Genomic DNA, 21365 nt, shown 5'->3' with positions numbered 1-21365 from the left:
CGCCGCCGTCGTGGGCGAGGACGGTCGATGAGCGCCGCCGTCGTGGATCAGGACAACCGATGAGCGCCGCCGTCGCATTGCTCGTCGCGGTCGCGCTCGACCTCGCGCGCGGCGAGCCGCCCGCCGCCGTGCACCCGGTCGTGTGGATGGGCTCCGCCATCCAGCTCCTCAAGCGCCGCGCCCCGGCGGGCGGCCGCGTCGCGGAATTCCTCTGGGGCGCGCTCATGGCCCTCGCCGTCCCCTGCGCCTTCGCGGCGCTCGGCGCCGGCCTCGCCGCGCTGATTGCCCCGCACCCGGTCCTCTCCGCGTTTTTGTTAGGAGTCCTTCTCAAACCCACCTTCGCCCTGCGCGCCCTGCGCGCCGCGGCCTTCGGCGTGCGCGACGCGCTCGCGGCCGGCGACCTCCCCGCGGCCCGCGCCGCCCTCGGGAGCCTTTGCAGCCGCGACGCCTCCGACCTCGACGAGCCCGCCCTCGTCGCCGCATCCATCGAGTCGGTCGCCGAGAACACCTCGGACAGCGTCGTCGCCCCGCTCTTCTATTTCGCCCTCTTCGGCCTCCCCGGCGCGCTCTTCTACCGCGCGGTGAACACCCTCGACGCGATGGTGGGGTATCACGGCCGCTACGAGTACCTCGGCAAGGCGTCGGCGCGGCTCGACGACGCGCTCAACTTCGTCCCCGCCAGGATCACCGCGCTCCTGCTGCTCGCCGCCGGGTGGCTCCGCGGCGCCGACGCGCGCCGCGGCCTCGCCGTGCTGCGGCGCGACGGCGGCCTCACGGAGAGCCCGAACGCCGGCCGGCCGATGGCGGCGATGGCCGGGCTGCTCCGGGTCGAGCTCGAGAAGCGCGGCCATTACCGCCTCGGCGACCCGATCGCGCCGCTCCGCCGGGAGCTCATCGACGAGGCCTGTCGCATCATGGTGCTCGCGTCGCTGATCTTCGCCGCGTTCGCCGCGCTCGGGCTCGGCGTGATGGGGTATTGGAAGGAATCTTTATAATGGCAGCGCTCACCGTCATGGTGCTCGCGTCGCTGCTCTCCGCCCCGCTCGCGCTCGGCATGATGGGGTATTGGAAGGAATCTTTATAATGGCAGCGCTCACCGTCATGGTGCAGGGCACCGCGTCCTCCGTCGGCAAGAGCCTGCTCTGCACCGCGCTGTGCCGGATGTTCCAGCGGCGGGGCCTCCGGGTCGCGCCGTTCAAGTCGCAGAACATGGCGCTGAACTCGTTCGCGACCCTGGACGGGGGCGAGATCGGCCGGGCGCAGGCGGTGCAGGCCGAGGCGGCGCGCGTCGCGCCGACGGTCGACATGAACCCGGTCCTGCTCAAGCCCGAGGGCGACTCGCGCTCGCAGGTGGTCGTCCTCGGCAAGCCGATCGGGAGCTTGCACGCGCGCGATTACTACGCGTTTCGGGGCGAGCTCAAGGACATCATCGCCGGCGCGCTCGGGCGGCTGCGCGCGGCGCACGACGTGGTGGTGATCGAGGGGGCGGGCAGCCCCGCGGAGATCAACCTGAAGGACCGCGACATCGTGAACATGCACGTCGCGCGCGTCGCCGACGCGCCGGTGCTGCTCGCGGGCGACATCGACCGCGGCGGCGTGTTCGCGGCGCTGGTCGGGACGATGGCGCTCTTGGAGCCGGACGAGCGCGCGCGCGTGGCCGCGTTCGTGATCAACAAGTTCCGCGGCGATCTCAAGCTGCTCGAGCCGGGGCTCGAGATGCTCACCGCGCGCACGGGCGTCCCGGTGCTCGGCGTGGTGCCTTATCTGAAGCAGCTCCGCATCGCGGACGAGGACTCGGTGTCGCTGGAGGGCCGGCGGCGGAGGGCGCCCGCGGGCGCCGGGCAGCTCGACGTCGCGGTGGTGCGCCTGCCGCGGATATCGAACTACGACGACCTCGAGCCGCTGGAGCACGAGCGGGACGTCGTGGTCCGGTACATCGAGGGTCCGGGCGAGCTCGGCGGCGCCGACCTCGTCGTGCTCCCGGGGACGAAGAGCACGATGGCGGATCTCGCGTGGCTGCGCGCGAGCGGCCTCGCCGAGGCGATCGCGGGGCGCGCCCGGCAGGGCGGGTGGACGCTCGGGATCTGCGGCGGGTGCCAGATGCTCGGCGGGGCGATCGAGGATCCGGAAGGCGTCGAGTCGGCGGAGCCGGCCGCGCGTGGGCTCGGGCTGCTCGACGTAGGGACGAGGTTCGAGCGGACGAAGACGGTGGCGCAGGTGCGGGCGCGGCTCGCCGGCGCGTCGTTCCTGGGCCGCCCGGCGGGTGCCGGCGGGGTGGACGACGAGCTCGCCGGCTACGAGATCCACATGGGCCGGGTGGAGCGCGCGGAGGGCGCGCGCGCGGCGTTCGAGATCCTGTCGCGCAGCGGGGCGGCGGAGCGGGCGCTCGACGGGGCCGTCTCCGCGGACGGCGTCGTCGTCGGGACGATGATCCACGGGATCTTCGAGGACGACAGGCTCCGGCGGTCGCTGCTCTCGGCCCTGCGCGAGCGGCGAGGCCTGCCCGCCGCGCCCGCGGGCGAGCCGGCGATCCCGAGCCGGCACGACGAGTACGACCGCCTCGCCACGGCGGTGGAGGCCAGCCTCGACCGCGCGCAGCTCGACCGGATCGTGGGGCTCGACCGGCGCCCCTGAGCGGCGCCGCGCGCCGCCAGCGGAGCGCCCGAGCTCCTCGCCCACGAGGCCGCGGCGCGAGCGCGGAGGTTACAGGACGACGACCGCGGCCCAACGCGCCGCGGTATGCGCCGCGCCCCGTGAACACGCGCGTCATGCAGCTGTCGTGTTCATGTCGATATCGACAGCAATTCCATTGGATTTCACTGCTGTCGTCGCAAACCAGCGCGCGCGTTTCTTTACTGTTTCCGTGTTGCAGTAATCCAACACTCGCCGAGCGCGCCGCGGCCGGGCGCCGCCCCGGGCGGCGGCGATCGCGCCGCAGCGCGTAGCGCGATCGAGGGCGCCGAAGCCCCTCTCGCCACGCGAGATGCGCCTCGCCGAGCGGCGCGCGGTGCATCGAGATGTTTGGCGTACCAAGAAAAAATGCGGATCCACGGACGGCTTGGTCCCTTGCTCATTGGTTCGGCATGCCGGGCTCGACGCCGCGCTGCAGAGCACATCGGTGCAACGCGGTTTCATTATGTCGTTTCATGGCTGAAACCCAGCATGCACAAGTGCATGAATTTGCACGGGATCCGGGCGTTCAACCCTCTTGCAAAGGATTAACTTGCCCGCGGTGGGCTCGCCGCTATGATACGGGCGTGACATGTCGTGCGATGTGCGACTCTACGATGTCGCGCATCGACGTGCTCCATGGCTTGAAATGTTGATCTAAGGGAAACGAACGGAGGCGCGCAGCAGACTGGATCGAGGTGTCGACACGCACGCGGCGCTGCACAGCGGTGCATCGACGCGAGGGGCTTCGTGTCCGGGTCGTGGAGCGCGCGGCCCGTGCAAGCACGCGGCTCGATGCGTGCTCGACGGGACAGCACCGAGCGCGCTGCGTTCGAGGTCGGGCGAGCGCCGAGGGCGGCGCCGCGCACGGGCGAGAAGGAACGCGGCGGGCACCTCCTGGTAACGGCGAGGTGAACGTTCCTGCACGGGTGTCGCGAGCCGTCCGTGATTCGGCGAGCTCTGCGTGATGCCCGCTGCTCGACGCGAGCTGCTCGATGCGAGCTTCTCGATGCGAGCTGCTCCATAGAAAACGTGACGCGTGCGCCGCTATCGCCAGCGCGCAACATCGCGAAATCAGCTTGACAGGGTTTACACAATCAGTAATTTCGATCGCAATCGGACGCAGGCCGCTCAACGCGTGATCGTCACACATCGCGCGGCATAATCCATCGCGCAAGAGCCGTGTCCCCTCAGCAGTCGGACGAACGTTTCCTGTGATCCTGTATTCAGGACATTTGACCTTGGGCAACACGGGGGGTCGCGGGAATCAAGATGACGACGAGTATAGAAGGCTTAAGCGCCTTACGGACGGTCTTTGTCGATTACGAAGAGGTGAGTCGGCGGTACTGGGGCGAGGTCGAGCGGCGCGTCACGGAGCGCCAGGGCGCCGGGTTGGTCCACGGGATGACGGCGTACCACCTCGCGTCGGGCGGCAAGCGGATGCGCGCCCTGTTGCCCATCTGGGTGTGCATCAACCTCGGCGGGCGCGCCGAGGACGCGCTGGATCTCGGGGTCGGCCTAGAGCTCTTGCACAACGCGACGCTCATCCATGACGACATCCAGGACGGCGACTCGCACCGGAGAGGCCGCCCGGCCGTGTGGTTCCAGTGGGGGATCGCGCAGGCCATCAACGCCGGCGACGCCCTGATCTTCCAGGGCATCGGGCGCGTCGCGCGCGCCCCGGCAGCACGTCAGTTCCTCCCATTTCTCATGGACGCGCTGACGCGGATCGCGGAGGGACAGGCGATGGATCTGGATCTCCACCAGCGCTCGGCGCCGGCGGTGACGCTGGAGGCGTGGGAGGCCATGGCCAGGAGCAAGACGGGGGCGCTGTTCGCCGCCTGCGTCCGCGCGGGCGCGCTGGCGGCGGGCGCGGACGCCGACGTCGTCGAGAGCGCCACGACCTACGGGGAGGACGTGGGGCTCTTGTTCCAGGTGCAGGACGACTTCCTCGACATCGTCGGCGACAAGGGGCGCGCGCACCGCGGCCGCGATCTGATGGAGGGCAAGCTGTCGTTTCCTGTGATCTGGGCGCTCGAGCACGGGAGCGCGTCGGCCGTCGCGCCCATCCGCGCCCTGCTCGAGTGCGCGCGGGAGCAGCGCACCCTCGCGATGGTGGACGAGGCCGTGGACGCCCTCGCCCGGTGCGGGGCGCTGCGCGCGACGGCGGACTGGATCAGGGCCGCCGTGCAGCACCTCGAGCTTCACTGGATGGCAAAGGTCCTTCCTAACTGGGGTTCGCGCTGCCTGGCCCCCATCGCACACGCGCTCGCGGCCGACCAGGCGGCGAGCTGAAGCGCGGCGGGCGCCCGTGGCGGGCCCCGGCGGCTGTCGACGCGCGGACCAGCCGCCGCGCAGCGGCAGAGATCCGCGCGGCGAAGGTTTTTTTGACTCTGAAAGGACGAGATCATGACGTACGAGGACACGACCAACCCTTATCCAGCCGCACTACCTTCGGTCGCCAGCTGCGCCTACGACACGGCGTGGGTCGCGAGCCTGCCCGATCCAGACCGCCCGGAGCGGCCGCGGTTCCCCGCGGCGCTGGAGTGGGTGTTCGAGCATCAGGGGCCCGACGGGAGCTGGGGCGGCGAGATCGCGTACGAGCATGATCGCATCCTGTCGACGCTGAGCGCGCTCTGCGCGGTCACGCGCTTCAAGGGCGACGTCCGGACGGCGCGCGCGGTGGAGGCCGGGCAGCGTTACATCTGGCAGCACGCGCACGCGCTCTCGCGCGAGCCCGTCGAGCTGGTCGGGTTCGAGCTGCTCCTGCCGACGTTGCAGAGCAGGGCGGCCCGCGCCGGCGTCCGGCTGCCGTCGTACCTCGACATCTACGCGGAGCAGCGCCGGCGCAAGCTCGCGCTGATCCCGAGCGAGCTCATCTACTCTCCCAAGGTCACGCTCGTCCACTCGATCGAGTTCCTGGGCGACGACGTCGATGTGAGCCGCCTGGCTTCCGTTCAGTGGGAGAACGGGTCGGTGGGCAGCTCTCCGGCGGCGACGGCGTTCTTCCTTCACACGAGGGAGAGCGAGGCCGCGGTCGAGTACCTGCGGCGGTGCCTCGCGCTGGACGGCGGCGCGGCGGTCCCCGTCGTCCACCCCTGCGAGACGTACGATCTGCTGTGGAGCGCGTACCATCGCTTCCTGGGCGGCGAGCGCGGGCCGGGCTTGCTGCCCGCGGAGGCGGTGAAGGCGCTCCGTGCGGCGCTCGACGCCGGAGAGGGGATCAGCGCGTCGGCGACCTTCCCCTTGCCGGACGCCGACGACACGGCGGTCGCGATCCTGCTGCTCCGCTCCATGGGGTACGACGTGAAGGCGGACGCGCTGTCCCCCTTCGAGCGCGACGGTCACTACGCGAGTTACCCCTACGAGCGGCACGCGTCCTCGGGGGTCAACATGCACGTGCTCGACACGCTCAAGTGGCTCCCGCCCACCCCGGAGCGGAGCGCGCAGATCGGCCGGATCCTCACCTTCCTGGCCGACACGCGGACCCACGGGACGTACTGGATCGACAAGTGGCACATCTCGCCGTATTACGCGACCGCGCACGCGCTCGCGGCGCTCGCCGACCTCCCGGAGCCCCACAGCCACGTGGCCGACGAGCTTGCGCGCACGGCGCTCGACTGGGTGAGGCAGACGCAGAACGCGGACGGCTCCTGGGGGTTCTACGACCGGCCGACGGCCGAGGAGACCGCGTACGGCGTCCTGGCGCTCCGTCACGCGCGCCGGTTGGCGCTCCCTGAAGACGATTGGAGGCTCGAGCTGGCGGTCGACTACCTCCTGTCCCGGCACGACGCGGAGCACCCGCCGCTCTGGATCGAGAAGTGCCTGTACACGCCGCGCAACATCGTCAACGCGGCGATCGAGGCGGCCCTGCAAGGCGCCTCCCGGAGGCGCGTGAGCGAGGTGCGCTTCCTGGGCCCACCCGATCCGCTGCCCCGCGGGCTGGTCGCCGGCGCGGGGAGCGCGCGGAAGAGGGGCCCCCGCGGGGGCAGGCGGTGAGGGGGCGAGATGAAGGCTGAAGAGGCAAAGCGGATGGTCCAGGAGCAGCTGCGGGCTCCTGGGACGGAGGAGTTCATCCGAGGGCTCACCGCGAGGCTGCGCGGCGAGCTGGCGGTCTTCGGGCCGGCCGTTGCGAAGCGTCTCTCCGCTACAGCGTCATTTGCTGCGCTCACCGTACCGCCTCAGCTTCGAGGAGAGCTCGGTGGTCCACTCGCATACCTGATCGGCTGGGTGTTCGCGATGGATAACGTACTCGACACATGTCCATCGATGGATTACGTCAACGACCTGTCGTCGCTCCTGGGGCGCAGGCTGGTGCTGCCGCTCGACGCCGAGCTGAGGTGGCTGGATCTGGATCTTGCGCGTGATCCTACGGAGAACGCGCTCGGCTTGGGCTATTCCAACCTGGACCTCGCCGCCGGCATCCAGCCGCTCCGCCGGTGGCTCCGTGAGGCGTCGCGCGACGCCGCGGGCTGCCAGATCTTCGACCAGTGCCTAACCGAAACGGTGCCGGCGATGTGCACGGATGCGCGCTGGCGGATCGATCGGTACGTGCCGGCTGACCTCGCGGAATACCTGCGCGTCGCGAGCGTCACCATGTGCGGGAGCTTGTGCATGAGCGCGTTGAACGCGATGCTCCCTGACGCCGAGCGCAGCTGGCGGCTCGTCGCGCCCGTCGCCGAGACCATGTCGAGAGCGCTGCGGCTCATGAACGACGTGGCGACGGCCGACAAGGATGCCCGCGAAGGCAAGCCGAACCCCCTTTCGATCACGACGGACAGCGGAGCCTCAGATCACGCGCGGGCGCAGGTCCGCGAAATGATTGATCAATTCTCGCGAGAGGTCGAGCAGTTCTGCCGGCCTAACCTCGATCACAGGAGCGCGGACGATCCGATCGCGATCCTGAGTTTCTGCATGCTCCACCAGCTCGCGGTGACGGACATGATGTACACCGGTGGCGATTTTGTCGAGCTTCGGCAGGGTCCCTCACTCCAAGGAGACCCGAGGAGGGCTGCACGCGTTGAGCCTACCGTTTCAGCACCGATGCCACGACAGGGCTGAACACGAGCAGCCCTCGCGAACCTCCCTTGATTCAGGCGGCGGATAGCCATCCACCATCGAAGCACGCCCACAACGCCGCACCCGTATGATCGTTCGCAAGAAGAACAGCAGCACAGAAGAGACGTAGCCATGCAACATTCGATCAATACCGAGTCGATTCGCGCGCGCCATTCCTCTCCAGCTCACGGCGGTGCTCGAGGCGCGGAGCCGGAGAGCTCCAATGGCCGAACGTCGCGAGGTTCATGGCCTATGAGCGTGTGGCGGCGGGTACGTCCTCGCTCGGAGCGGGACGGTCACCCCTTCGCCCCCGGCCACCTCCCCGTAGTCGGTCACCTGCCTCTGCTCTACGAGGGCGCGGCGAAGCTCTTTCGCCGCAGCCAGGCGGAGGTTGGCCCCGTCTTCTGGATAGACATGGGCTTCGGCAAGGAACGCCTCTTCTGCGTGGGCCCCGAGAGCCTCGATCTCCTGCGCTCTCCTTCGATCACCAGCGACGGCGCTTATGACGTATTCCGCTCAATGGGGGGGCGCTCGCTGCTCATGACGGACGGCGCGACGCACCGGCATGTGCGCTCGGCGATGACCCCGACGTTCTCTATGCAAGGCCTGTCTTTGTCGGGGTTTACCTCGTCGCTGGCGTCGATGGTCGAGGGGCGGGTCGACGCATGGCTGTCGCGCGGCGCCGTCGCCGCTCTGCCCGAGATGCAGGACATGGCGCTGGACATCATGCTCCGGGCGGGAGGCGTGCCTGTCGAGCGGCTGCGCGAGTGGAGACAAGCTTACGGCGAGTTCACTCTCGGGCTTATCCCTGTGCCGGGGAACCTGCCAGGCTTACCCCACTACCGTTCAGCGCGGGCCCAGAAGTGGCTTGACGCCGAGCTAAAACAGCTCATCGAGAGGGCACGGCTAGGCTATGAGCAGGGCGGCCTCCTGGGCACGCTGGTCCATGCCCGCAGCGACAACGGGGAGCTGCTCTCGGTCGACGATCTCGTCGACAACCTGCGCGTGATCTTCTTTGCGGGGCATGAGACGTCGGCCTCGGTCATGGCGTGGATACTGCTCCTGCTCAGCCGACGCCCTGCCCTCTGGCGAGCGCTGATGGACGAGCACGAGGCGCAACCAGACGCTCCGCTTCCTGCGTCACCGAAGGATTTGCGCAGATTCCCGGTCGCGGAGGCGATCTTCCGCGAGACGGTGCGGATGTACTCGCCAGGCTGGTTCCTGTTCCGTACGGCCGTGAAGGACTTCGTCGTCTCAGGACGCACCATCAAGGAGGGCACACCGCTAGCGATCAGCCCTGCTGCGCTGGGACGCGACCCGAATCTCTTCTCCGACCCTGATCGTTTCGACCTCGGGCGCTGGCTGGGCCGCACCGGGGCGCCCACGCCGATCGAGCTGTCGCCCTTCGGTGGTGGTACACATTTCTGCCTGGGCTACGGGCTCGCGATGTTCGAGGCGGTCTGCGTGCAGGTCGCGCTGGCGCGCGAGTGCATGAGGAGGGGGTTGCGTCTGGCGCACCGCGGGCCGGAGCCCCGCCATGTGTATCTACCGATCGCCCACCCCTCGACCGCGACACCCATCACGTTCGAGCGCGTGTAGCGTGCTCCCCGGGGTGCCCGGGGTGCCCTCACGCATGTCGGGCCACCGCGGTCCGCCTCATCGCGTACGCGATGCCTGCCTTGAGGTTGGACCTTGTCTCGATCGAGCCGAGGTCCACGCCGAGGGCGACCAAGCTCTGCGCCACCGCCGGCCGAAGCCCCGTGAGGATCGCCCTGCTCCCGAGCAGCCTCACGGCGCTGGCCAGGCTCATCAGCCTGCTCGCCACGCTCGTATCCACGGCCTTGACTCCAGTGATATCGATGATCACGACCCTCGCTGAGCTCGCCGCGACGCCTTCCATCGCTGTTTCGAGCATCTGCGCGGCCCGCTTGTCATCGATGGTTCCGATGATCGGCATCACCATGATGTCGTCGGTGATCGGAATGAACGGCGTCGAGAGCTCGTAGAGCCGGGCGCGCTGGGTCTGGATGATCTCTTCTTGCATCTGAACGCGCTCCTCCTGGAGGCGCTCGCGTTCGGCTAGCTCCACCTGCAGCCTATCGTTCACGTCCTGAAGCTGCTCATTCGAGATGCGCAGCTCCTCTGTACGCTCGGCGACCGCCTGCTCCAGCCCTTCGTACAGCTTCGCGTTCTCGATAGAGATCGCTACCTGCGTAGAAAGAAGATTCAGGACCTCGGAGCGGTCTTTGGTGAAGACTCCAGTCGACAGGTCGTTCTCCAGGTAGAACACGCCGACGAGACGGCCTTGACGAATGATCGGCGCGCACATCAAGGACTTCGTCTTTCTCTCCTGGATGTATGGATCTCCAGAGAACCGGGGATCCACGGCCGCGTTGTCCAACATAACGCTCTGCAGGGTGCGCTCGACGTAGCTCACCACAGAAAGGGGGACCTTCTTGAAAGAGGCGATCGGGACAGCCTTGAGCACATTGACCCGCCTCGGCTCGAAGGTGCCCTCGGCCTCGACGAACAACGTCTCGCCGCGCGCGATCGCGAGCACGCCGGCCTGCGCTCCGACGTTCTCGATGACGATCGTCATGAGGTTTTCCAAGAGCCTCTCGAGCACGATCTCGCTCGCCACGGCCTGCGAGGCCTTGATGACGCTGAGGAGATCCAGGGCTGTCCCGTCATGGCTGGACGTACGCGTCAGCGACGCCGACTGGTCGGGCGAGCCTTCGAATATGAGATGAGGGAAGGCAGAGACAAGGCTCTGGCATTTGGCGTCGGCTCCCCAAAGCGCATAGCCACGGTACGCAAGCGTCATGTAGTGCTGAGCGATCTCTTGCCGGCCCAGCTTACGATAGAACGTCGAAGTCAGCTCGCACGCAAGGGCCTCCTCGTGCAGGAAGCCATGCCTCCGGGCGCCCTCGATCGCTCGATCGTAAAGCTCCATCGCATCGGCCAGCGCCCCCGTCAGGCGTGCCTGCTCCGCGCTTACCAGGTCGTACTTATGCTGGTTGTTCTCCGCAGCAGAGCGCGCCCACGCCTCGAGGCTGCGCTGATTCGCCTCGACCTTGGCGAGGGCGGCGGCTCGCTCCTCCTTGGAGAACCCGTCGAAGGCAGCGAGGAGCGAGAGCGATTGGTAGAAATTCTGCTGCACCACGGTGACCATGCCCGCAGCTCCAGCCTGGTACTCCTCGCCGGCGCGCAGACACTCGCAAGCCTGTTTTGGATTACCGAAGAAATAGAGCAGGATGCCCTTGGCGAGATGGAGCGAGAACTTCAACACCAGCCCGGGCCCCAGGAACGGGATCATCGTCGTTTCGTCGAATGTCGCGCCGACGAGCCTCGTCTTTTCTTCGGACGCATCCCGTAGGCTGCACACGAGCTGCTTCCATATCCTGGTGTGATAATGAGAGTACTGCTGGTTGAACTTCAGCGACAGATCCACGGACTGCTGCATTCGAACATCCGTGGTCGCCAATTCCATCCCCGCAAAGAGCGAGCTGACGGCACAACCAAACGAGCTATGTGCCACGTACTCAATGTCGCCTATATCTAGACCAACCTGGACCGCATGGAGCAGCGGAGCGATCGTCTCCTTCATATGCCCCTTCAGGTGGTAAATCATCGAGTATACGACATCGTAGATCTTACATTCGAACTCTACGGCCCCGAGCCGGTGAACGAGCTTGATCGCCAGCTGGCCCAGCTCGAATCCCAGACCGACGTTATTCATGACATTGCACTGAAGAAAACCGTAGGTCGAGAAAGCGAATGCACCTTGGGGAGAAATGCCGTACTTCGTGCAAATGTCCATCATCGTGAAGTTGATGGGGAGCATCAGGTGCGGCCGGATGCTGTAAACGGCCGGGCCGACAGTGCACAGGATCCGCATCGCAGCGAGCATCCGCTTGTCCGTCATTAACGGGAGCTTCTCCAGCTGCTCAACGTCGGTGATCAGCGGTGGCGCCTCGCACAGCGAAACGTCCAGCATGCCGATCACGTCCATGCAGAGGTCGATGGCCTCCTGCATGCGGAGCTGAGAAATGTAAAACTGGATACGGGTCTCGTAGACCCCTATCTTCTCAAGGATATCCGTGGCGTGGCCTTCGATGATCTTCGCGCACTCTTCCGCGCGCTCGAAGTTGACGGTCAGGTACTCCAGCTCGGAGAGATCCGTGTAGATGCGGAGCGACATCTCGCGGTTCGTCTCCCAGGCGTCCTCCGGCAGGAACGCCGCCGCTGCGCGCAGGCACTGCACCCCGGGACCGTAAGCCGTGGAGCGCCTCGCCTTCTGGGCGGCCCTCAGGTTGAGCGCCGCGGCTTCGTAGCGCTTCTCCTTGTCGACGACGAGCGCCGCGCCCAAATTGAGGTGTGACACGACGTCGTAGATCCGCTCGTCGATAGAGTCGGGCGGAGTATGCTCAAGCATCAGCTGCCCAAGCATCAGATGGATGCTCTCGCGCTCGCGCTGCGAGAGCATCCCGTACGCCGCCTGCTGGACACGGTCATGCAAGAACTTGTACATGACCGATGTTTCCTGTTCAACGTCGAGGAACCGCACGATCTTGTATTCACTGTCGACTGGAACGACGAGCCCAGCCTCCAGTGCGGCCCACAGGTCCTCCTCTGTGGTGCGCCTATCTTTCCCGCTGACATGAGCCAGCAGGTTCAGATCGAATTGATTGCCGATGCACGCGGCATACTTCAGAATCTGCTGCGCCGCCGGCTCCAGGCCACGAATGGTATGTACCATGAGGTCGACCACGTTCTCCGTGGCTTCCATCTTCGCGATGTCAGCGGTGTTCCACCGCCACGCGCCTCGCTCCGAGCTGAAGCGCAGGTATCCCTCACGGTACACGTTCGTCAGGTACTGGATGGTGAAGAAGGGATTCCCGTCTGTCTTGGCGTAGATGAGGTCTGACAGCGGAGAGCACTCGCCCTGAGACGAGCCCAGCGTGTCGGACACGAGCGCGTTGACGTGCTCGTGTCCCAGCGCCTTCAGTGTGAGCGTGCGCACGCGGGTATTGGCCCTATCGAGCGTGCTCAGCATCATCATCAGGGGATGGCTGCTGTCCACCTCATTGTCTCGATATGACCCGATCAACAGGAGGTGGCGGATGTCGGGATCGCTCACGAGGACGCTGATGAGGTTCAAGGAGCCTGTGTCGGCCCATTGAAGGTCATCGAGGAAGAGCACGAGCGCGCGCGTCTTCAGCGCGATCGCGCCGATGAAGTTGCGAAACGTCTGGTTGAAGCGGTTCTTCGTCTCGATGGGGCCCAGGGCGGGGGCGGGCGGCTGCTTGCCGATGATGAGCTCGATCTCCGGGATCACCTCGGCGACGACCTGGCCGTTCGGGGCAACGGCCGTGAGGATCCTGGCCCTCCAGTCCCCAAGCTCGTCTTTGCTCTGCGTGAGGATCTGCCGGACGATCTCCCGGAGCGCGGCGATGATGGACGCATAGGGGATGTTGCGCGTGAACTGATCGAACTTGCCCGCGGCGAAGTAGCCGCCTTGCTTTGCGATCGGCTTGTGGATCTCGTTCACGATCGCCGATTTGCCGATGCCGGAGTAGCCGGCCACGAGCACGAGCTCCGACTGCCCAGCCCTCGCGGCGCCCGCAGCCGGCTCGCTGACGTTCCGGAACGCCTCCATCAGCGTGTCGACCTCGTCCTCCCGGCCGTAGAGCCGCTGCGATACCTGGAGCCGCGTCGGCCGGTCGTGGCGCCCGGGCACGAAATCCGAGGACGGCTCGCCGGTCTGGATGATCCTGAGGCAGGTCTCGAGGTCCGCCTTCAGGCCGAAGGCGCTCTGGTACCGCTCCTCCGCCGTCTTCGAGAGCAGCTTCATGATGACCTTGGACAGCGCCTCCGGGATCGACGAGCGGACCTGGTGCGGGGGCACGGGGATCTTCGCGATGTGGTGATGGACGAGCTCCATCGGGTCGGTCGCCTCGAAGGGGAGGTGCCTCGTCGTGAGCTCGTACAGCGTGACGCCGAGCGAGTAGTAGTCGGAGCGGAAGTCGACCGACCGGTTCATCCGGCCCGTCTGCTCGGGGGAGATGTACTGCAGCGTGCCCTCGCCGGCCGTCCAGGGGTCGTAGACGGTCGCCTGCTCCCCGGGCAGGAGCGACGCGATCGAGAAGTCCGTGATCTTCGACGTGCGGATCGCGTCGTCGACGATGATGTTGCTCGGCTTGATGTCCTTGTGGATGACGTTCCGCTCGTGGATCGCGCCGAGCGTCGCCGCGAGCTGGAGCGCGATCCGCGTCGCCGGCACGAGCCCGACGTCGTGCCCGCCGTCGTCGATGACCGCGCGGAGCGACCGGCCCGCGAAGTACTCCATGATGAGCGCCGCGTAGTCGAGCCGGACCTCGAGGTCGTGCACCTTGACGATCCCGTCGAGCTCGAGCCGCCGCGTGATCTCGTACTGGCGCTTCAGGATCGCGATGTTCCGGGTGCCGTTCGCGCCCTTCCGGGCCACCTTGATGACGCAGAGCTTCCCGGTGCTCTTGCTGCGCCCGAGGTAGACGCTGCTCCGGGATCCGTCGTGCAGCGTGTCGACCAGTTCGTGATTGACGAGCTCGACCATTTCACTTACCCCCTACAACCCTTCGGTGCGCCGGCAGTGCAACCATGGCCCGCGCGAAGCTCCGCGCTCTCAGCGATCGGCTGCTCGTCTGGCGGCACAGGAAGGCGTCAGCGCTGTGTGTGCCATGCGGTCCGCGAGTACTAGCCCCTTCTCGCCCAAGCCTGGGCAGGGCCTGCGGCCGGCTCCGTCGCGAATCCTCCCGAGGAGCTCGAGCTGCGCAGGCCCAATCACGTTACATCACCCTCAGGAATTTGTGTGTGCCTGAAAAACCGGTTCATCCGCAGGGGAACGACGCCCGGCGACACCTGGAGGCGGGAGACCCACGACGCCCCGACCTCGTGAGGGGTGAAAGACCGCTTACGTGGACAGGCCCCCCAGCCGGTCGAGCTTTGTTGCGCAGATGACGGTCGACGGTCGCGCGGTCTCTCGGCGCTTCAGAAGTGCCGGATGGCTGAGGATCCTATCACACGCCCCAGCAATGGTAGAAGATCTCGCTGCACCTCGCTGGATGCCCCCATACCATGCGCGTCGCTCGCGGCGGAGATACCCCGGCTGGTCGTGGTGCGGTTCAGCGGAAAACCACCGACCGGCGCCTACCCTTGCCCTCATCCAGGCACACACAAGATTCAGCAAGCGACGCAGGGGCCGCCGCGGGATGCGACCGTGTGGAGGCGGCCACCCCCTTGGCATTTCGGCGCTGCCTATCGCCTCTGCTCTGCGCGCGCGATCTGCGCGCGCAGAGGCGCTGCATCTGCGCACGCGAGGCGCGGCGTCTGCGCGCGCGAGGCGCTGCGAGCCGCGCCGCGACTGCGCGGTCTTCAGCCGGCGGATCACGCGCGCATTGGCCACCTCTCGACCGGACGCCGCCCTCGGCGCGGCGCCCGCCCTGCGGCGCGCTCACGAACACGAGGTGGGTTTACGATCGTCCTGGGCGAAACTAATCTGCCTTGCCGTCACCAGCTCGAGTGGGCTCGGGCGTGCTCGCCTCTTGACATGCGCGGCCGCGTGCTGTTGCGCAGCGCCGATCGCGGGCCTCGCCAGCTCGGCTGAGCCGCCGCGAGGTGGATGACCCGCCGCGAGGCGGATCGCCGGCTCGTGCGCGCCCGGATCACGCCGCGGCGCCCTGCGCCGCCTCGCCCTGAATGCGCCGGAGCAGCTCGTCGAACACCGCCGGCTCGACGATCCCGCCGGTGGCGCGGTCGTGCCCGGCCGCCACGTCGGGGCCCGCGTCGGGCAGGAGCGCCGACAGCGCCGCGCGGAGATCGATCGGCGCGTGCGAGCGCACCGAGAAGTGCACGCGCCCCGGCGTGTAGCCCCGGTTCGCGACGAGGACGATCCGGCCCTCCAGCCGCCGCGTCCACGCGCTCGCCACGGGGCCGTGGATCCGGTACGGCTCGTCGAGCTCGATGACCGCCCAGCGGCCGTAGACGCGCGGCGCGGCGCGGATCGCGCGCCGGGTCGCGGCCGCCACGTCCTCCCTGAGCGCGCGCAGCCGCCGCGCCGCCTCGCCGTCGCCGCGCGCGAGGTCCGCCGGGCGCTCGGCCTCGAGCAGCGCCGCGAGCGCGACGCCCGCGTCGTGGGCCGCGGAGCGGCCGGCGGCGTTCACCAGCGACACGGCCTCGCGCAGCGCCGCGAACCCGTGCTGCCGCGCCGCCGCCGCGACGAGCGGGTGGCGCCGCGCGACGTCGCCGAGGTCGCCGAGCAGGCCCAGCGCCGCGAGCCAGGCGCGCGGCGCGACCGGCGCGATCGGCGCGAGCAGCTCGAACGTGAGCGCGCTCGTCGACGTCGCGGGATCGCCCCCGAACGTGCTCACGAACGCCTCCACCTCGGGCGCGGCTGCCGGGTCCGCCCGGTGATGATCGACGATCACCGTCGGCACCTCGAACAGCCGCCCCGGACGCGATCCGGTGTCGAGCACCACCGCGAGCGCCGCGCCCGCCGCCCGCACGCGCGCGCCGAACGCCGCGCTGTGCACGTTCTCGCCCTTGTCGGGCGTCTCCGGGACCACCTCGGCGCCGAGGGCGCGGGCGGCGAAGCAGGCAAGCGCAGCGGACGACGTCCCGTCCGTGTCCGCGTGGTACACGATCGCCACACGGGACCTCTGCGCCCCAGCGCGGCACAAGAGATCTCGCGCGGTCTGACGGGCCAGGCGGGACTTTTCGGAAGATGGCATGAGCTAAATCGTTGCAAGCCCGATGCCGACGGGCCTTGGGCGACACACCCTGGGGGCATGATCCGACTCGGCTATGTCTGTCAGTCGCTCGGGATGCCGGAGCCTTCGCTCAAGACCGCTCAGCTCGGGCGCTACCTCAAGGGCCTGGTCGACCTCACGCCGATCTACACGTACAACGCGGAGTACATCCGGCGATCCATCGCCCACTCGGCCGGCCTCGGCCTGACGGCCCACCGGATCTCCAGCGACCTCTTCCCGCTGCTCGACATCGCGCCGGGGGCGCGCATGCTGGTGCCGGACCTGCGCGCCGTCCGCCGCGCCGCGGCGCGCGGCGACGTGCACCTGTCGAATCATCCGAGCCAGTTCGTGGTGCTCTCGTCGCCGCACGAGGAGGTGCTGCAGAATTCGCTCGCGGTCATGAACGACCAGGGCTGGGTCATGGATCTGCTCGGCGCGCAGGGATCGATCACGCTGCACGGAGGCGGCGTCTACGGCGACCGGGAGGGCACCGCCGCCCGGCTGCGGGAGGGCGTCGCGCGGCTCACGCCGGCGGCGCGGCACCGGCTCGCGCTGGAGAACGACGAGCGCTGCTGGACCGTGCCGGAGCTGCTCGAGGCCACCGGGGGCGAGGTGCCCATCGTGTTCGACAACCTGCACTGGGCGGCGAACCCGAGGCGCGCGCCCTACGAGGTGGAGCTCGAGGGCGCCCTCCGCACCTGGCCGGCAGCGCGGCTGCCCGAGGTCCATTACAGCGAACAGTGGAAAGGCAAGCCGGCCGGCGCCCACGCGCAGCACATCACCGGCCGCGGCCTGCTCCGCTTCTGCGAGGAGGTGGACGAGGCCTCGGGCCGCCGCGAGGTGGTCGTGATCGTGGAAGCCAAGCAGAAAGATCTCGCCATCCTCCGCGCGCTCGGGGAGCTGACACCCCGGCAGCGGGCGCGCCTCCACACGCTCGTCCCGGGCCTCGCCGCCGCCGCGGTGTCGCAACACGCCTGCCTCGCGTGAGCTCCATCCGGCGCGCCGCGCCATAACTCCACCGGCGCCGCCTGCCCAACCCTCCGCCGCCGGTGCCGCTCGTGCGCCGAGGCCGTACAGCTGCGGGAACTCTTTTCGGTCACAACTTTGTCCAATCTTTGGACAAACATTACCAAGCCGGTGCTACAGTCGTGCGCGGGCCGCGCGAAAGCGGCTCGTACTGGAGGTGCGTCCATGCGATCCCCTGCGTTCCTCGCGCGTCTGCGCGTCCCCTCCCCGCTCGATCGGCTCGCGCTCGGCTGCGCCGCGCTCGGCTGCGCCGCGCCTGGATGTGTCGCCGAGGAGAACACGCGCCCGGTGGACCCGGTGGAGGTCGCCCCCGTCTCGTGCACCATCGCGCCGCTGCCGCTGCAGAACCCGCGCGCCCATACGCTCGGCGAGACCTTCTATCTGCCCCGCATCGAGCGGAGCGACAGCTGCCCCGCGGACGCCGCGTGGGAGCTCGCGAGCGCGCCTCCGGGCAGCGAGAACGTCCTCTACGAGGAAGGCGCGCCGGAGGTGCGGTTCACGCCCGACGTCGCGGGCGAGTACACGTTCCGGCTGCGCCGCGTGCCGGGCGCCGACATCTCGCTGCGCGTCGTCGACCTGCCGCCGGCGGAGCGGTTCCGCAACCATTACCTCACGCCGCTCTACGGCGCCGCGCGCGTCGGCGACGAGCTCTGGACCGCCAACGGCGCCTCTCCCACGGTGACGCGGCTCGCGCGCGGCGGCAAAAACGGCGCCTGGACCAAGCAGGGAGAGATCACGGTGGGCTCGTGGCCCGCCGCCGTGGCCCACCGCGACCCGCTGCCGTACGTCGTCGTGGCCCAGCGCGGCTCCGACACGATCGGCTTCATCGACCCGGACCGCGGCGTGCTCGAAGACGCCTTGTGGGTCGGCGACGAGCCGACCGGCCTCGCCATCGCGCCGGACGCGGACCGACTCTACGTCTCGCTGCCGACGATGGGCCAGGTGGCCGTGGTCGACCTCGAGCGCCGCGAGGTCGAAGGCCGCATCGCGCTCGGCTTCGACCCGCGCGCGGTCGCCCTCTCGCCGGACGGGACCCGGCTGTTCGTCGCCTCCTACCGCTCCGGCAACCCCGAGAAGGACCTCAACGGCACCTACGGGCTGGCCGACGATCAGGACCTCTGGATCGTGAACACCGTGACGCTCGAGGTGGAGAAGCGCGTCTCCGGCGTCTCGTCCAGCCTGCGCGCGCTCGCGCTCTCCGAGGACGGCGCGGAGCTCTACGTCGCCGGCACGGACGGCGACCCCGTGCCCTCCCAGGCCGACGCCGAGGCCAAGCCGTTCGTCCACGAGGTCGTCGCGCTCGGCGCCGACCCCGGCGCGCCCCGCCACGGCCGGGTGCTGCGCCGGGTCGATCTCACGCGCGACCCCGGCTCCGCCGGGCCCGTGGTCGCGCCGGCCGGGGTGCTCGCCGCCGGCGACACGCTCTGGGTCGCCGCCGAGTCGTCCGGCGTCGTCGTCGCGCTCGACCGGTCGACCTTCGCCGAGAAGGCGCGTTACGAGGTCGGCCCGGGGGCGCGGCAGCTCGTGCAGCTCGACGACGCGGGCACGATCGGCGTGCACTGCTTCCAGAGCCTCGAGCTCTGGGTCATCCCGCCGGACGGCGGCGCCCCCTACGCCGTCGCGCTCGCGGACGACCCGCGCCCCGCCGCCGTCGCGCTCGGCGAGCGCGTCTTCACCCGCCCCGGGCAGAGCTACGCCGACAACCACAGCTGCTCGAGCTGCCATGTCGAGGCGCAGAACGAGGGCATGGTCTGGAACTTCGGCCCCGGCGTCGACGCGAACATCCGCCCGCTCCAGCTGCTCGACGCCACGACGCCCATCGGGTGGGACGGCTATGTCACGAGTGCCGAGAACTTTGGTTACCAGGGCCCGAGCTCGATCGTCGCGCGCCCGCCGTCGCCCGAGGAGGCCGAGGGGCTCGCGGCGTTCCTGTCCTCGCTCCTCGGCGCCCCGCGGGCGACGGGCTACACCCGCCTCGACGGCAGCTACACCGACGCCGCGCTGCGCGGAAAGGCCCTCTTCGAGGGCAAGGCCACCTGCGCCGGCTGCCACGTCCCGCCGCTCTACACGAGCCGCGCGCTCGTCGAGGTCGGCAAATCCGGCGTTCCAGCGGACGTGCCCACCCTGCTCGGCGCCTACCGCCACGGCGTCTACTTCGTGAAGGGCCAGGCGCGCGGCCTCGAGGCCGCCGCGGACGTCGCGCTCGACTACACCGGCGTCGATCTCTCGCCGGACGAGCGCGCCGACCTCGTCGCGTTCCTGCGCGAGCTCACGCCGAAGGGCGCGGCGCCGCTCGCGATGTGGCCCGACATCGACAGCGGCGAGGCGGTCTATCCCGACGTGACGCCCTGGGTCACCTTCTCCGAGCCCCTCGACGACACCGCAGGCGACCGGCCGGCCGCGGAGATCGCGCGGGAGTTCGTCGTCCTCGAGCGCGACGGCGAGGGCCGGGTGGATGGCACCGTCGAGGTGGACGGTGGCACGCTGCGCTTTGTGCCAGCGAAGCCGCTCGTGCCCTCCGCCGCCTACGTCTTCCGCGTGCTCGAGGGGCTGCCGTTCCGCTCGGGCGGCGCGCTCGAGGCCGAGCGCCGCGCGAGCTTCACGGTGGCGCGCCCGGCGACAGGCGCGCTCCCCGCGCGGATGAAGATGGCGGTAGAGGTGCCTTCCCAGGGCGGCGAGCCGCTCGCCCTCGAGAAGGAGCTCGAGGTGGTGGGCGAGATCCCGGGCGCCCTGACGGTGCGTATCGTCCCGCTGACGTTCGGCACGCAACAGCGCCAGGAGGTCTGGGCGCGGCTCGACGGCGACACGTTCCTCATGGAGGGCTTCGCCATGCCCGTGTCGCCGCGCGGCGCGGCCGGCGACGCCGGCGGCGTCCGAGGCAAGGTGACGGGGGTGGATCCCGAGACAGGCGCGGTCACGCGCATCGAGGGCACGCTCTCGCTCCGCGCCCCGGGGCGCACCGTCCCCGAGATCCCGTTCGCGATCACGGCCCTGTCCGAGGGGCAGTAACCGGCCCGTGCGCGGCGCGCGGCGAGGCCGCCGCGCCCGCCGATCTCGCCGTCAGGGCGGCGCCGAGGGCGGGCAGCAGTAATCCATGCTGGTGAGCGGCACGCACCCCGGGGGCGGCTCGACACCCACCTTGCACGTCGTCCAGTCGGGTGGATCCCCGCTGTGGGTGCAGAAGCTCGTGTCCCTGGCCAGCACCGCGCAGTCCGCGCCGTCCGTGCGACGGCACTGGGTGAACGACGCCCACTCCGACTTGCACCCCGGCCCCGGGTGGCCGAAGAAGCCCCCGGCTCCCCGGCAGCTGATCTGCTCCGGCGCCTGGACGGCCACGCAGGCGTAATACGCCTCGAACTCGGCGGTGCAGACATCCGCCTTGTAGTCCGTCGTCATGACGCGACATGCGATGGAGCAGTTCTCCGGTCCACAGGCCTCGCTGTACGCCTCGCAGGCGTCCTCGCACGCCGCCGTCGCGCGCGAGATCGCGTCTCCCGCGTCTCCCGAGGCGCCTTCCCCCTCCCCGAGCGGGACGCCGCGACAGGCACCCAGGCTCGCGGCCAGCAGCAAGAGCGCCGTCCTGACGATTCCAGCGTGGGTCGTCCTTTCCAAGCCCACCAAAATGCGCCGAATGCTCATGTCGCGTCCGCAATGCAAGGGGTGCACCGCATTAAAATCCTGCCTCGCCTCGCGCGTCTCGGTGGAATCAAGCGCTGGAGAGCGCTGGAGAGCGCTGGAGAGCGCTGGAGAGCGCTGGAGAGCGCTGGAGAGCGCTGGAGAGCGCTGGGACGATCAGCGGGACACCCGGGATCTACCGCCGCCGGG

At 69.0% G+C, this 21365-nt stretch carries 11 protein-coding genes; 8 read left to right on the top strand and 3 right to left on the bottom strand.

What is annotated here, in order from left to right; all coding sequences use genetic code 11:
• The first annotated feature begins 59 nt into the window (after positions 1 to 59).
• The 6 genes from cbiB (at position 60) to WMF43_RS02255 (ending at position 9327) form a co-directional block, all read left to right on the top strand.
• Complete coding sequence (cbiB, locus tag WMF43_RS02280) at positions 60 to 995, top strand: adenosylcobinamide-phosphate synthase CbiB (RefSeq protein WP_437677177.1); 936 nt, start codon at positions 60 to 62, stop codon at positions 993 to 995.
• 88 nt (positions 996 to 1083) lie between these two features.
• Positions 1084 to 2634: a cobyric acid synthase gene (locus tag WMF43_RS02275; protein WP_437677175.1), complete on the top strand. Its 1551-nt coding sequence runs from the start codon at positions 1084 to 1086 to the stop codon at positions 2632 to 2634.
• A gap of 1368 nt (positions 2635 to 4002) precedes the next feature.
• Complete coding sequence (locus WMF43_RS02270) at positions 4003 to 4965, top strand: polyprenyl synthetase family protein (RefSeq protein WP_437677173.1); 963 nt, start codon at positions 4003 to 4005, stop codon at positions 4963 to 4965.
• Between the two features lie 114 nt (positions 4966 to 5079).
• The gene (locus tag WMF43_RS02265) at positions 5080 to 6669 is read left to right on the top strand and encodes a hypothetical protein (RefSeq protein WP_437677172.1); all 1590 of its coding nucleotides are present in this window, start codon (positions 5080 to 5082) and stop codon (positions 6667 to 6669) included.
• A gap of 9 nt (positions 6670 to 6678) precedes the next feature.
• The gene (locus WMF43_RS02260; protein ID WP_437677170.1) at positions 6679 to 7731 is read left to right on the top strand and encodes a terpene synthase family protein; all 1053 of its coding nucleotides are present in this window, start codon (positions 6679 to 6681) and stop codon (positions 7729 to 7731) included.
• 249 nt (positions 7732 to 7980) lie between these two features.
• Complete coding sequence (locus tag WMF43_RS02255) at positions 7981 to 9327, top strand: cytochrome P450 (protein ID WP_437677168.1); 1347 nt, start codon at positions 7981 to 7983, stop codon at positions 9325 to 9327.
• Positions 9328 to 9355: 28 nt separating this feature from the next.
• Here the strand turns inward: WMF43_RS02255 and WMF43_RS02250 are convergent, their stop codons facing one another.
• Both WMF43_RS02250 and WMF43_RS02245 read right to left on the bottom strand, forming a co-directional pair.
• On the bottom strand, positions 9356 to 14323 hold the full coding sequence (locus tag WMF43_RS02250; protein ID WP_437677166.1) for an AAA family ATPase: 4968 nt from the start codon (positions 14321 to 14323) through the stop codon (positions 9356 to 9358).
• A gap of 1108 nt (positions 14324 to 15431) precedes the next feature.
• The gene (locus tag WMF43_RS02245; RefSeq protein ID WP_437677164.1) at positions 15432 to 16415 is read right to left on the bottom strand and encodes a DHH family phosphoesterase; all 984 of its coding nucleotides are present in this window, start codon (positions 16413 to 16415) and stop codon (positions 15432 to 15434) included.
• Positions 16416 to 16553: 138 nt separating this feature from the next.
• On the opposite strand from WMF43_RS02245, the gene WMF43_RS02240 reads away from it, so the two are divergent.
• Positions 16554 to 17501, top strand: a complete 948-nt coding sequence (locus WMF43_RS02240) for a hypothetical protein (RefSeq protein ID WP_437677162.1) — start codon at positions 16554 to 16556, stop codon at positions 17499 to 17501.
• Positions 17502 to 17705: 204 nt separating this feature from the next.
• Positions 17706 to 20549, top strand: coding sequence for a hypothetical protein (locus WMF43_RS02235; RefSeq protein ID WP_437677160.1), 2844 nt, complete (start codon positions 17706 to 17708; stop codon positions 20547 to 20549).
• 51 nt (positions 20550 to 20600) lie between these two features.
• Here the strand turns inward: WMF43_RS02235 and WMF43_RS02230 are convergent, their stop codons facing one another.
• On the bottom strand, positions 20601 to 21152 hold the full coding sequence (locus WMF43_RS02230) for a hypothetical protein (protein ID WP_437677159.1): 552 nt from the start codon (positions 21150 to 21152) through the stop codon (positions 20601 to 20603).
• Between the last annotated feature and the right edge of the window lie 213 nt (positions 21153 to 21365).

Source organism: Sorangium sp. So ce131, assembly GCF_051519095.1.
In the GTDB taxonomy this organism is placed as follows: domain Bacteria; phylum Myxococcota_A; class Polyangia; order Polyangiales; family Polyangiaceae; genus Sorangium.
This window is presented reverse-complemented; position numbering and strand designations above follow the sequence as displayed.